This window comes from Lysinibacillus sp. NPDC097195 (assembly GCF_044762075.1).
Taxonomy (GTDB): Bacteria; Bacillota; Bacilli; order Bacillales_A; family Planococcaceae; genus Lysinibacillus.
In genome coordinates this window covers 52857-66054 of the sequence record NZ_JBIWDP010000006.1, presented here as the reverse complement: position 1 = coordinate 66054, position 13198 = coordinate 52857, and the positions used below count along the sequence as shown (strand labels likewise).

Sequence of the window (13198 nt, the reverse complement as noted above, 5' to 3'; positions counted from 1 at the left end):
GCACGACCATTCTAATAGCACAAGGAGGTGAGAAAAATGGCTAACAACAATCGAAGTTCTAATAAACTTCAAGTTCCTGGTGTACAAGAAGCAGTCAATCAAATGAAATATGAAATCGCACAAGAATTCGGCGTACAACTTGGGCCAGATGCTTCTTCTCGCGCAAACGGTTCAGTAGGCGGAGAAATCACAAAACGACTTGTACAAATGGCAGAAAAAAAAGCAAAAGGTTTATAAAAATTAAAAGTGCCAGGCACTAAAACAATTCTGAATTGTTTTAGTGCCTGGCACTTACTTAACTTATTTTTTACTCTTCTTCGCTCCATTGATCATTACAACAACGAATACTACTAAAAGAATAAGTAATGCTCCTATAATTACGTATCCGAACATACTAGTTATACCCAAAACGCTGACTCCTTCCCATACGTAAAGTGGAATAAAAGCTTTTTAACAATAGTGCCACTTTAGTTTACCTATTTAAAATAACCTTCTATTTCTAATTCTTCAACTAAACTGCTCTTTTAATATAATAACTTTCGCTACTATAGCTAGCTTTTCATTCACATTAAATTCATTTTTCCCTGTTACCGCAAATAATAATCTTCCACACATATTCAATGGTGAGGCAATTTACTTCCCCTGCACAATATCAATACGCTTTTCCTTAAATAACAGCACACCCACCAAACCGATAATAGAGAACATTACTGGCGCGATAAAACCGTAATAGTAGCCATCACTAACATTTCCTGAAATAGCTTGAAAGTGATCTAACAAATTACCAAAAATAATAGGCAGCAATACAGCGCTAAGGAAACCGCCTGTATTTGCAAACCCCGATACGACGCCCGCTTCATTTAAAGGAAATGCTTGTCGTACAGCAGCAAAGGTTAATGCACTGGCACCGTAACCAAAGCCTATAATAAAAAATAGCAGCATCAGCAAGTTAAAGGATGGTTGCCCATTGAATAACAGAAACGAACACCATCCTAGTAGCACTATTAGATGAATAACAATATATGGTCGCTTTATTGTTTCTAACTTACTGGAAACCCAACTCGCTAATGGAGCGCCTATAAGTGCACCAATTAGACCAATCATAATTAATTGGCTAGCACCTGAACGTGTCATGTCATACATATTCATGCCGTATGGTACTGCCCACGAACTGATAAATCCTACATATCCTCCTACTACGCCAAAATGGCACAAGAATAGCGCCCACGCTTGCCGATTTGAAAATATTCTTCTTATTAACATGGAAGTTTTTTCACGCTGGTTTGTTATGTCAACTACTTGCTCAGCCACAAAGAGCGTTTTCGGCTTCTTTTCCAATACAATATAAAGGACGAAGCCACAGAAACATAATAAGAGTCCCGCTGATAAAAAAGCCATTCTCCAGCCAAGCAAATCGATCCATGCGGAAAAAGGAACTGTCGCCAATAAAAAGCCAAGACTCCCTGTCATCCCGGCCAAACCAATTAATCGAACAAACTCCTTTCGATGGAACCATTGCGCTAAAATAAGCACCATATTGACCCAAATAGTTGCATCTCCAACGCCCGTAAGTATTCTTGAAAAAAATAAAACGTATTCATGCGTTCCGAAACTATAAATAATTGTGCCTAAACCTGTCAGTGTCGAACCAAAAATTAAAAAGAAATTCGGGCCATAACGATCCGCCAAAATGCCCATTGGAATTTGCAAACTTGTATAGACAAAAAACTGTATACTCGTTAACAGACCAATTGTTGCTGCTGTTACATGGAAATCCCGCATTAATTGGTCTGTAATTAAACCTGGTGCCGTGCGTTGACTTGCCATTAATAAATACGTAAACAATACAACAACAAATACAAGCCATCTGTATTTGCTATTTTGTTTGTCCATTAACATCTACTCCTATTAGCTTTTCTAAATCATATGAAAAAGTGCCAGTCACTAAAACAATTCTGAATTGTTTTAGTGACTGGCACCATTATTTCTATATTTTTAAATTAGCGAGATTTTCTGCTTCTTGCACTAGTTTTTGCATTGTATTTAATTCGTCGTCGCTAATTTCCACTAACTCTTCAAACATTTCAACGGATTCGCGAGAAATGAAAGAAATATCCCTCATCGTCGCCATAATTTGCTGAGAGCTCGAAGATAATTCTTCTGTACTCGCAGATGAATTGGCATTATTTTCAGCAATAATTTTTGTCGTTTCTACGATTTTTTCAAACATCGAGCCAATTTCTAATATGGTTGTATTCGTTTGAGCAAATTCCTCTGTTCCTTGCTTCATTGATGTAACAACTCGATTTGTCTCTTCTTGAATATTTTTCACAATGTTTGATACTTCAGCAGCTGAATGATGTGATTGTTCAGCTAATTTACGAACCTCATCCGCAACTACAGCAAACCCTTTGCCATGCTCACCTGCACGAGCTGCTTCGATTGCTGCGTTTAATGCTAATAAATTAATTTGCTCGGAAATGCCCGTAATTACTTTGACAATCATGCCAATTTCGTGCGATTTTTCCCCAAGTATATTGATTGCATCAAATGTTGTATTAATCGTTTGATCGAATTGCTCCATTTTCACCATCGAATCTTTTAACTTTTCGTTACCATCTTGCGTTAACTCCAACGTCGTATTCGATTGTTCTGAAATTTGGTTGGATCTTATCGACAGCTCTTCAATTGCCTGTGTCATATCTTCTATAGAAGTAGAACTTTCCTCAGTAGCAACTAATTGTTTTTTTAATCCTTTACCAACTTCGTCGATTGCGGCTCTTACAATATCAGCCTTTTCAGCTGCATATTCCCCATTCTCAGCAAGTTGTTGACCTCTTTCATTCACATTTTTGGCAAACGAAAGGTATTGTTCTTTTGTTTGTTCAATTGATAATTCTCCCGTTTTCTCAACCAGTTCCGTATTTGTTTGAGATTGACGTTTCAGTGAAAAATATCGGTAAGCAAAATACAAAGATGTACATAATAACAACACAATAACGGCTAGCATAATGACGTCCATGACATAAATATCTCCTATTCTACTATGATTGTTGGAATGTTATAGCTCTTTGACAATGATGTATATGCCATCTGCCACATCTGCTGGAATATCATTTAAATGCTCATTGTCTTCGTATTTGTGTACAATAAAGTTTCCTTCTACATCGACATATTTTGGCATGCCATGAAACTTTTCTAATAAAGTCATTGATTTAGGATTAGTCGCTTCCGCTAAAACAAGTCTTAATCCTTGTTGAGTTGCTTTATTAATTAATATATCACCTAACGTTTGGACAATTTCGTGACGGTTACGCTCAGCAATAACACCTAATAAAAATAAATGTAAAACTTCTCCATCTTCCATATCTTTGCCAAAGCGTTTTTTATAATCAGCTAGGAAACGAATATCAATATCCTCTAATACACGCATGACAATATTCATATCTGAAAATGTGCCACTAAAAATATCGCCTTCAATCACTTCAAGGGCATTTGTATCACCCACAAGGGCACCGACAACATTATGTTCTTCGTCTAATGCAACAGCACAATAACCTTGATGTACATTTGCCTCAATATATTCTTTCGTAAATTGATAAAAATCATCGTACGATAGCTTTAAGGAGTACCCAATTATCGGCTCTTGCACCCATTTGCCCGCAACATTGACACCAACAAATGTACTAGCTAAACATGCGGCTGTCTTTTCAATTAGATTTGTCTGGTCTTTCGTAAGAATTTCATATGTATATAAATCTGCTGTAGTTTGCATAGGTAAAATCCCTTCTCATATTAGAGTTTAAATATAAAGACTAACGCGTTGCTAATTGTGAAACATTATCAACAACTGTACCAGGGAAATGAACGCCCTCTAATGCATTTCGCACTTGCACATAGGCAATTTTAGATGCTGGATTCACAATATAAATATCCTTAAAGCCTAGTGATGCATAAAACATTAATGTTTGTCCAAGCTCTGAAGAAACCTTTGAAGGAACTGGTGACTGATACGTTGCATCGACTACAAATGTATAGGTACTTTTTTGTACTTTTGCAACAGTCGCTTCCAGATCTCTCATATAGTCCTCTACAAGATCTGCTTTAATAAAACCATGTATTTGGACATGTACTTCTTTTTTTGCCTCATAAATCGCCATATTATATTTCTGTTTATCAACGACTTTCATCTCTAATCTCCTTTACTCATTTCGTTTGCTTTGCTTTCCAACATTGAAATGTGTGCTCAAGTAAACGTACACAACAATGTATGACATCTATGCTCCAAGTCCTTCGCCATTTAAATAAAAAAACTATCCTTGATTAGAGTAGGATAGCCGACTAATTGCTTATTGTTAGTGGCAACCCGACTATCATAATCCTTGCTTTGGGATGGTAGACTCGTAGCTTTGCGTCCTTAATTTTCAGTAAGTTTGCCTTTTTCATTTTTCTAAAATAATATACTGACATTATTACAATTTTACATTATAGATCATTTGTCAATTTTTGTCGACATTAGTATTATTAGCTTAGAAATATTAGGTAAATAACAGGGTATTTTTTGCTTAAAAAAGAGTGCCAGTCACTCAAACAATTCAGAATTGTTTGAGTGACTGGCACCGATGTTTTTTTGCGGATGCTCCGCAAGCATTGACCCTATCATAGTCTTTACTACAGGGTGTTCCGAAGTGAAAAATTGATTTTTACAATCGTAAAAATCAATTACTTCACCTTTTTCAAGTACAGCTAATTGATCACTGATTGCACAGGCTGCTTTAATATCATGGGTAATAAAAAAATACGACAGCCCGAAGTCTTTTTTTAAATCCTTTAGTAATTCTAAAATAAGCGTTTGATTGACCATATCTAAACTACTTATGGACTCATCTAATACAATTAATTTCGGCTTGAGTGATATGGCCCTTGCGATATTGATGCGTTGCAATTGGCCACCACTAAATTGATGGGGATATTTTTTTAAGTCCTTTTCACTTAGACCTACCCTTTCCAATAATTCAATCACACTTCGTTTTAATTCAGCTAAAGTAAGCTTTTCATAATTCTCTAATGGTTCGGCAATTATGCGTTCAGCAGTCATACGGGGATTAACTGATGAGTAAGAATCTTGAAAAACAGCTTGCAAATGACGGCGAATTTTATAACGAGTATGCTTGTCTGCTGTATAAATATCATGCCCTTGAAAAAGAACTTGTCCACACTGTGGTCGTTGTAAACCAAGAATCACTTTCCCTAAAGTACTTTTACCAGCTCCACTCGTCCCAAGCACCCCTAAGCAAATTCCCACATCAATCGACAGTGTGATACTAGAAAGTACCTTTTTAGATCGAGTATTCCACTTAAAAAAGTTACTTAAATCGAATCCATAGCTATGAGATACACCTTTCACTTGTAATAAACTCATTTTTCACCCTTCTTTATGTCCCATTAATTAATCACGAATACAGCTTATTCATGTAAATGAAATATTGTTCGCGCATTTAATAGCCTCTTCGTGTAGTCAGACTTTGGCTCGTTAAATAATTGGATAACATCAGCATGTTCGACTATTTTACCTTTTTGCATAACAACGACTTCATCAGCCATTTCTGAAATTACACCTAAATCATGAGAAATTAATAAAATCGCAGAGCCATATTCAGCACGAATATGTTCTAAATGATGCAACACCTTCTTCTGATTATTTACATCAAGGGCAGTTGTTAGTTCATCTGCAATAATAACAGCTGGATGTAAACATGCTGCAGTAGCAATCATCACCCGCTGAAGCATTCCCCCGCTTAATTGGAAAGGATACATTTTTAATAAATTCGCAGGATTAGGTAAGTTCAGCTGTTGCAAAGCCTCAATAGCTAGCTCTCTAGCTTGTTTTTTACTCAACTGTGTATGAGAGCGTATTGTTTCAATTAGCTGGTGACCTATAGTAAAAACAGGTGTAAAGGCATTCATCGGATTTTGCATAATAAACGCTATATCCTTACCGCGTATTTTTCGCATTTCTTTCTCACCTAAGCCATTCAATTCTCTTCCTTGTAGAGTTACGCTACCAAAAATGGTTGTTGTCTTTTTATCCAAAAGCTGAAGAATTGCCATACTAGTTATCGTTTTGCCGCTTCCACTTTCCCCAACAAGTCCGAGTACCCTCCCGCTATATAAATTAAAGTTTAAATTTTGAACAATGGTTATATAGTTATTGTTCGTTTTCATTTTGACAACTAAATCTTTAACCTCTAATACCTTCCTCTGTTCAAGTGCCAACAGTCTCATTCCTTTTTAATAGCTACGTTTGATGCCGTAACGTTCTGCTAACGCTTCGCCTAATAGATTGAACGTAATAATCACCAGCATAATGCTCAAGCCCGGATAAAGCATTAATTCTGGGTTTGTTCGTATATATGCTTTTCCTTCATGAATCATCGCCCCCCATTCTGGTATTGGGGGTTCTACTCCAAAGCCTAAAAACGACAGTGCCGAGATATCGATAATTGCCCAGCCAATTTCTAATGTCCCAATTACTACAAGTGGCGGAAGAACATTAGGAATAATATGCTTTCTAATTATTTTCCGTTGAGAAGAGCCACAAATTTTCGCAGCTGCAATAAAGTTCTGCTCCTTCAGACTAAGCACCATTCCACGGAACATTCTGGCGTAATAGACCCATTGCACAAGCATTAGCGCTAAAATAACCTGTGGAAGCCCAGGCCCGAATATACCAACTAAGCCTAGGATAAGAATAAGGTTTGGAAAAGCCAAAATACCATCGCATATTCTCATTAATATATAATCAATCCATCCGCCTTTATATCCAGATAAGGTCCCTACAATCAAACCAATCATCAATGAAGAAATAAAAATTAGCAGAGCAAAGCCCAATGAAATACGAGCACCAAATAATATCCGTGATAAATTACATCTGCCTAAATGGTCCGTCCCTAATGGAAACTGCCATGATGGCGATTGCAACTTATATGCTAAATTAACAGCAACAGGATTATTTGGTGCTATCCAAGGTGCAAAGATTGCGATGATAAATAGAATAGCTAAAACGATGGAACAAATGGAAATTACTTTTTGATGTTTCAACAATTCACGTATTCTTATTATCATTGAAGACGCCCCTCTTTTCTTGAAATACGGGGATCAATATACATTTGAATAAGGTCTACAATTAAATTACTAATAATAAATAAACAAGCAGCCATTAAGACATAGCATTGAATAATAGGTATATCACGATTTAAGATAGCTTCAATAAAATAGCGGCCAAAACCTGGCCAAGAAAAAACTGTTTCAACGATAATTGCTCCAGTTAGAAGCTTTCCAAAATTTATCCCTAGTCCAGTAATCATTGGAGAAATCGCAATTTTTAAGACATGCTTTGTCATAATGATTGTTTCTTTTAGACCTCTCACCCGTGCAAATAATACATAAGGCTCCTGTAAATTTTCTAAGACACTTGCACGCAATAGCCTTGTATACATCGCAACTAAAGGGACAGCTAATGTAATGGAGGGCAGAACAAGATGCTGCCATGTCCCCATACCCTCCACCGGAAATAGATTAAGTTTAACAGAAAAGAAAAAAATCAATATATACCCAAGCCAAAAAGAAGGAATTGATGATCCTATATACGAGAGTAAGCGACTAAAATAATCGATAATGCTGTTTTGCCTTATTCCCGCTAAGAAACCTAGAGGAACACTAATTACCACTGCTATTATTAAACTCCCTAAAGCTAGCTGGATAGTAGCAGGAACTTTAGATGTAACCTCGTCCCAGACAGGATTTTTAGAAACATATGAATGACCAAAATCAAGCTGAATGATTTTCATAATAGAGTTTATATACTGTTTTAAAAATGGTTGGTCTAAACCAAATTCCTGTCTTTTTTGAGCTAATATTTCATCTGTTGGTTGAATATGAGCCGCTGCTAAATAGGCCTCAGCTGGGTCCACCGGTGATAGATGGATCATTCCTGACGTTAGTAGCGTAGCCAACAGAAAAACCGGAATAATCGACGTAATTCTTTTAAGTATATAAGTACCCATCAAATCCCCCTAGCCCACTATTTAATGCTAATTCCTGTGAATGGATGCTCGTCTCGATTAGCAGGAAACGTAAAGTTAGTGACGTTCTTTTGATAGATTGCTGTCTGGCTTAAATAGGAAATAGGAACAAGCGCTCCTTGATCTTGTAGTGATGATAAGATCGATGCGTATAATTGTTGACGCTCATTTTCATCCGTAGTTTTAGGGACTTCACTCATTTGTTTTAGCAACTCATCTTTGTTCGGATAAGCTGAAATTGCTTCACTAAATCCAAATCCTTCAGTTGCTACGATATTAATAAAAGTATGCGGATCATATGGAGCACCATAATTACTAAAGAAATTAATAGCAAAGTTATTATCTTTGAAGCGTTGAATCTGTTCTGCCAATTCTAGCGGAACAATATTTAATTTCACACCAATGGCAGCCCATTCTGATTGCAAAGTTTCTGCCATTACTTTTTGAATTGTTTCGGCTGAATTGTACATTAATTCAATAGTTAGCTGTTGCCCATCTTTTTCCCGAATTGTTTTCCCCTCTGGAAGAATCCAACCTGCTTCTTCTAATAGAGACTTAGCTTTGTCGACATCATATAGAACCGGCTTCACATCAATTTTAGATGTATAAGGGAAATTCGTTGACAGTATACGTTCGGCAACTGTTTCTAAGCCTGACGTAATTCCTTCTACCATTAATTCTTTATTAAATCCATAATGTAGCGCTTGGCGAATACGTTCATCTGACAAATGTTCTATCTTTGTATTCATTACAAGTAATCGCGTTGCCACTGGCTCTGAAATACTCGTGTTATATTTTCCAGTGGATTTTAATTGTAGGAAGGAATCTAAACTGATAGCTCCTTCACCATAAATTAAATCTACATCACCCTTTTCAAAGGCGAGTACTCTTGTTTCCGCATCAGGAATGACTTTCACCATTATTTTTTCGACTTCTGGTTTATCACCCCAATAACTTTCATTACGTTTATACACCGCATATTCATCCACTTTATGTTCATCCAAAATCCATGGACCTGTTCCAATCGCTTTTTCAATGCCTTTTGACGTATCGGAATCTTTAGGAAATCCAGCCTCACCTAAAAAGCGAACAGGTCTAACGACAGCTAACTCTTGTATCGTTGGATAATAAGGCTCTGTTAACGTGATTTGAAACGTGTTTTCGTCCTTTACATCCGTTCGATCTATTTTAGAAAGAAAACCTAACCAACTATGTAATTGAAGATTATTCATTATCGTATCAAAATTCTTTTTAACAATTTCTGCATTAAAGCTTGTGCCATCAGAAAACTTTACGTCTTTACGAAGATGGAATGTATACACTTTACCATCCTCAGAAATTTCCCATGATTCAGCAAGATGCGGTTTTAACTCGCCTCCATTTTGATAACTCACTAATGGTTCGTATACCATTGATTGAGCGAATAATTGTGTAGGATTATAAACATGTGGATTCATTTCCCCCACATCTCTAGGCCATGCAATCGTTAACATGTTTTTAGCCCCTTCACTTTCTGACGATGTCGACTCTTCACTAGCTTTTGTACAACCAACTAATACTGTTGTTAGCAAAAAAATAAACAAAGATGTTAAGAAAACCCCTGATTTATTAATTGCACAAAGCATTTAAATTACCTCCTTATTGATATTGATAATCATTTTCATTTATATATTAAAAACAGAATTTTTTTTTGTCAAGAAAAAAAGTGCCAGTCACTCAAACAATTCAGAATTGTTTGAGTGACTGGCACCCATGTTTTTTTATTCAAATTGATCTAGCAGTGCGCGTACTTCATCCGTTGTCTTCGTGTTCATTAATTGATTTCTTAATTCACTAGCTCCGCGAAATCCTTTAACATAAATTTTGAAAAAGCGATGCAGTGCTGTCACGGAACGCGGTAGCTCTTCTGCATATTGGTCCTGAAGATCAAGCTGTAATCTTAAAAGATCTAAATATTCTTTACTACTATGCTCTTTTGGCTCTTTTTCAAAGGCAAAAGGATTTTTAAAAATGCCTCGTCCAATCATTACGCCATCCACACCGTATTGCTCAACAAGCTTCAAGCCAGTTTGACGATCCGCAATATCACCATTAATCGTTAATAGCGTATGTGGGGCAATTTCATCGCGCAATTTCTTAATTTCCGGGATTAGCTCCCAGTGTGCCTCTACTTGACTCATTTCCTTACGCGTACGCAGGTGAATCGAAAGGTTGGCGATATCTTGTTTTAAAATATGTGTAAGCCATTCCTTCCACTCATCCACTTCTGTAAAACCAAGTCTTGTTTTCACACTAACAGGCAATCCCCCTGCTTTCGCTGCTTGAATAAGTTCCGCAGCAACTTCAGGGCGCAATATTAGACCGCTTCCCTTGCCTCGTGAAGCCACGTTCGGTACTGGACAGCCCATATTAATATCAACGCCTTTAAAGCCAAGCTCGGCCATGCCAATACTCATTTGACGAAAATACTCCGGATTGTCTCCCCAAATATGTGCCACCATTGGCTGTTCATCTTCTGTGAACAGCAAACGCCCTCGTACACTTTTATGTCCCTCTGGATGACAATAACTATCCGAATTCGTAAACTCTGTGAAAAACACATCTGGTCTACCCGCTTTACTTACTACATGACGAAACACAACATCTGTTACATCTTCCATTGGTGCAAGTATAAAAAATGGTCTAGGTAAATCCTGCCAAAAATTAGTTGTCATTTGCTAATTCAAATCCTCTCATGTTGAGTGCCCCTATCAAACTGAGTTCCCCAATTATTTCTAGTTTTACCTTGAACACTTCCGCTAACAAGCTTACATCTAGGTCCAAGTAAGTCATTATTATAGTATAACCTAGCTTTTTTAATTTATCTTCTGACAGTTTGTGCTTCACTAGATTTCCAACTTCAATTCAAAGTCAGTCCATCTAATGAGACTGACACTAAATAAAAAAGCAATTCAAGAAAACGGTAGATATCGTTATTATATCGATATCCAACACATCTTCTCGAACTGCCCTCCAAAACTTAAGGTTTACTTCGTTTCTTCTACTGCCTCTTTATTGTAATTGTACTTAGAAGGATCGACTGGTGTAAATCCTGTTGGTGTATAAAATCTTAATAAGTCGCCGTTTACTACTTTATCTGATAAACCTAATTTAAGGTCTACTTCTTTTTTCATCGCCTTCGCAGCCTCTAATTGGCTATCATCTAGTGGTAAACCAGTTTTACTATCGTAGAATTTCTCGTTAATCGAGTAAATCGAAGGGCTGACAAAATCACCATTTCTAAACGGTACGATTTCATTGTGCTCTTCAGATAATAAATCTGAACCAAATTGCACATAGTTTTGCGTATCAATACCTAGTAAATGTAATAATGTTGGTAGCAAGTCTGTTTGTCCGCCATACGTATGGTTTGTTTCACCTTGCATACCTGGAACATGAATAAATAAAGGTACACGCTGTAAATTAGCACTTTCATAAGGTGTAATGTCTTTACCCATCACCTGTGCCATCGCTTTATTATGATTATCGGAAATACCATAATGGTCACCGTAAAGAACAATCATCGAATTATCATATAAACCAGATTCTTTTAATTGATTAAACATTTGTTCAATCGCTTCATCTGCATAACGTGCAGTTTGGAAATAATTATCTACACTTGCATCACCAGTTGTAGCTTTCTCAATTGTTACTAAATCTTGGTTCATTTTATACGGATAGTGGTTCCCTACCGTAATTAACTTTGTATAGAACGGTTGTGGCAATGCATTTAAGAAACTTTGAGATTGTTCAAAGAATGGTTTATCTAATAAACCGTATTCAGCCATATTTTCTGTAGAGCCTGTGTCGTAATAACTTGCATCATAAAACTTGTCGAAGCCAAATGATTTATAAATGACATTGCGGTTCCAGAAGCTTCCGTTATTACCGTGGAAAACTGCTGAAGTATAACCGTAATCTTTTAAAATACTAGGCGCTGCTTGGTACGTATTTTGTGCTTTTGTAATATACGCAGAACCTTGTGGTAATCCGAATAAAGAGTTTTCTAACATAAATTCTGCATCAGATGTTTTACCTTGCCCTGTTTGATGGAAGAAATTATCAAAATACAATGTGTTTTGATCTTTAGCTAATGAATTTAAAAATGGTGTAACTTCTTGACCGTTTAATTTATAGTCGATAAGGAAGTTCTGGAATGACTCTAAATGTAAATAAATTACGTTCATTCCTTTTGCTGCACCAAAATACTTCGGATTCGGGTTGGCATAATTAGATTTTGTATAGTTAATGACTTCTGTAATATCACTGCTATCCGCCAAAGCACGCTCTGAAGATGCTTTCATCGTTTCAACTGTGTCATAAATCGTATAGTTATACATACCTAAATATTTCACAATATAGTTTCTATCAAAACCTCGAGATAATAGTTGTGGACGGCTAGTTTCAGCTAATCCTAAATTAACGATTGAGATTGCTAAGGCAAACGCAATAATAGCGAATGCTTTTTTATAGCCCATAGCCGTTGTTTGTTTTTGTATTTTCCCTGAGAAACGTAAATATATCATGAAAAATACATCGACAAAGAATAAAATATCATAAGGTTTTAATAAAGAAAGAATACTACCACCTAAATCACCAAAGTTCTGTGTTTGGAAAATTGTCGGTAATGTAATAAAGTCACTAAAGAATCTGTAATATACAACATTAGCATATAAAAGAATAGACATTAGTGTGTAAATTATTACGAGTGAGGTATATTTTTTCTTCCCTCTAAATAAAAACGAGAACCCTAGGAATAGCATTGCCGATCCTAGTGGATTTAGTAGTAAAAGGAATTGTTGAAGCGCACCTTCTACACCTAGATCAAACTGTGCTGTCTGCGTGATATATGTTTTCAACCATAACATGACAACTGCTAATATATAAAACCCTAAAAATTTGTTTATTAAGTTTTTACTTACTAGATTTTTCATTTTTGCACCTACCTATTACTTATTTAAAATTACATTTAGACTATAAGTATAAATTTCGGAAAATTATTACTTCACTATAGCTTTTTTTCGGCGGCTAATGTATAATACTCCCGTTTTCACACTTCTGTCAAGTTGTAGACG

12 protein-coding genes and 1 riboswitch are annotated in these 13198 nt (G+C 36.3%); of the genes, 1 reads left to right on the top strand and 11 read right to left on the bottom strand.

The genetic code is table 11. From position 1 onward, the window contains the following. Nucleotides 1–36: 36 nt before the first annotated feature. Nucleotides 37–237: an alpha/beta-type small acid-soluble spore protein gene (locus ACIQXI_RS19655; protein WP_402927945.1), complete on the top strand. Its 201-nt coding sequence runs from the start codon at nucleotides 37–39 to the stop codon at nucleotides 235–237. Between the two features lie 396 nt (nucleotides 238–633). On the opposite strand, the gene ACIQXI_RS19650 is transcribed toward ACIQXI_RS19655, so the two are convergent. The 11 genes from ACIQXI_RS19650 to ltaS form a co-directional block, all read right to left on the bottom strand. Next, the gene (locus ACIQXI_RS19650; protein WP_402927943.1) at nucleotides 634–1893 is read right to left on the bottom strand and encodes an MFS transporter; all 1260 of its coding nucleotides are present in this window, start codon (nucleotides 1891–1893) and stop codon (nucleotides 634–636) included. 94 nt (nucleotides 1894–1987) lie between these two features. Further along, a complete protein-coding gene (locus tag ACIQXI_RS19645) occupies nucleotides 1988–3022 on the bottom strand; it encodes a methyl-accepting chemotaxis protein (RefSeq protein ID WP_402927942.1) in 1035 nt (344 codons plus the stop codon). Between the two features lie 39 nt (nucleotides 3023–3061). Further along, nucleotides 3062–3775: a hypothetical protein gene (locus ACIQXI_RS19640; RefSeq protein WP_402927940.1), complete on the bottom strand. Its 714-nt coding sequence runs from the start codon at nucleotides 3773–3775 to the stop codon at nucleotides 3062–3064. A 40-nt stretch (nucleotides 3776–3815) separates the two neighbouring features. After that, nucleotides 3816–4190: a hypothetical protein gene (locus ACIQXI_RS19635; protein ID WP_402927939.1), complete on the bottom strand. Its 375-nt coding sequence runs from the start codon at nucleotides 4188–4190 to the stop codon at nucleotides 3816–3818. A 167-nt stretch (nucleotides 4191–4357) separates the two neighbouring features. Then, nucleotides 4358–4448, bottom strand: a riboswitch (cyclic di-GMP riboswitch). A gap of 134 nt (nucleotides 4449–4582) precedes the next feature. After that, nucleotides 4583–5422 carry an ATP-binding cassette domain-containing protein gene (locus ACIQXI_RS19630; RefSeq protein WP_402927937.1) on the bottom strand — a complete coding sequence of 280 codons (840 nt, stop codon included), beginning with the start codon at nucleotides 5420–5422 and terminating at the stop codon, nucleotides 4583–4585. Between the two features lie 44 nt (nucleotides 5423–5466). Beyond that, nucleotides 5467–6225, bottom strand: coding sequence for an ABC transporter ATP-binding protein (locus ACIQXI_RS19625; protein ID WP_402928056.1), 759 nt, complete (start codon nucleotides 6223–6225; stop codon nucleotides 5467–5469). Between the two features lie 66 nt (nucleotides 6226–6291). Then, complete coding sequence (gene nikC / locus ACIQXI_RS19620) at nucleotides 6292–7125, bottom strand: nickel ABC transporter permease subunit NikC (protein ID WP_402927935.1); 834 nt, start codon at nucleotides 7123–7125, stop codon at nucleotides 6292–6294. Further along, nucleotides 7122–8066: a nickel ABC transporter permease subunit NikB gene (gene nikB / locus ACIQXI_RS19615; RefSeq protein ID WP_402927933.1), complete on the bottom strand. Its 945-nt coding sequence runs from the start codon at nucleotides 8064–8066 to the stop codon at nucleotides 7122–7124. Before nikB ends, nikC begins: the two co-directional genes overlap by 4 nt. Nucleotides 8067–8083: 17 nt before the next feature. Beyond that, nucleotides 8084–9709 (bottom strand): nickel ABC transporter substrate-binding protein, encoded by a 1626-nt coding sequence (nikA, locus tag ACIQXI_RS19610; protein WP_402927931.1) that lies wholly within the window; start codon nucleotides 9707–9709, stop codon nucleotides 8084–8086. 135 nt (nucleotides 9710–9844) lie between these two features. Continuing rightward, on the bottom strand, nucleotides 9845–10798 hold the full coding sequence (locus ACIQXI_RS19605; protein ID WP_402927929.1) for a tRNA dihydrouridine synthase: 954 nt from the start codon (nucleotides 10796–10798) through the stop codon (nucleotides 9845–9847). Between the two features lie 312 nt (nucleotides 10799–11110). Continuing rightward, nucleotides 11111–13057: a lipoteichoic acid synthase gene (ltaS, locus tag ACIQXI_RS19600; protein ID WP_402927927.1), complete on the bottom strand. Its 1947-nt coding sequence runs from the start codon at nucleotides 13055–13057 to the stop codon at nucleotides 11111–11113. Nucleotides 13058–13198: the final 141 nt, after the last annotated feature.

Coding starts and splice junctions, on each gene's coding strand:
- ACIQXI_RS19655 (WP_402927945.1), top strand. CDS start 37: ATGGCTAACAACAATCGAAGTTCTAATAAACTTCAAGTTCCTGGTGTA.
- ACIQXI_RS19650 (WP_402927943.1), bottom strand. CDS start 1,893: ATGGACAAACAAAATAGCAAATACAGATGGCTTGTATTTGTTGTTGTA.
- ACIQXI_RS19645 (WP_402927942.1), bottom strand. CDS start 3,022: ATGGACGTCATTATGCTAGCCGTTATTGTGTTGTTATTATGTACATCT.
- ACIQXI_RS19640 (WP_402927940.1), bottom strand. CDS start 3,775: ATGCAAACTACAGCAGATTTATATACATATGAAATTCTTACGAAAGAC.
- ACIQXI_RS19635 (WP_402927939.1), bottom strand. CDS start 4,190: ATGAAAGTCGTTGATAAACAGAAATATAATATGGCGATTTATGAGGCA.
- ACIQXI_RS19630 (WP_402927937.1), bottom strand. CDS start 5,422: ATGAGTTTATTACAAGTGAAAGGTGTATCTCATAGCTATGGATTCGAT.
- ACIQXI_RS19625 (WP_402928056.1), bottom strand. CDS start 6,225: ATGAAAACGAACAATAACTATATAACCATTGTTCAAAATTTAAACTTT.
- nikC (WP_402927935.1), bottom strand. CDS start 7,125: ATGATAATAAGAATACGTGAATTGTTGAAACATCAAAAAGTAATTTCC.
- nikB (WP_402927933.1), bottom strand. CDS start 8,066: ATGGGTACTTATATACTTAAAAGAATTACGTCGATTATTCCGGTTTTT.
- nikA (WP_402927931.1), bottom strand. CDS start 9,709: ATGCTTTGTGCAATTAATAAATCAGGGGTTTTCTTAACATCTTTGTTT.
- ACIQXI_RS19605 (WP_402927929.1), bottom strand. CDS start 10,798: ATGACAACTAATTTTTGGCAGGATTTACCTAGACCATTTTTTATACTT.
- ltaS (WP_402927927.1), bottom strand. CDS start 13,057: ATGAAAAATCTAGTAAGTAAAAACTTAATAAACAAATTTTTAGGGTTT.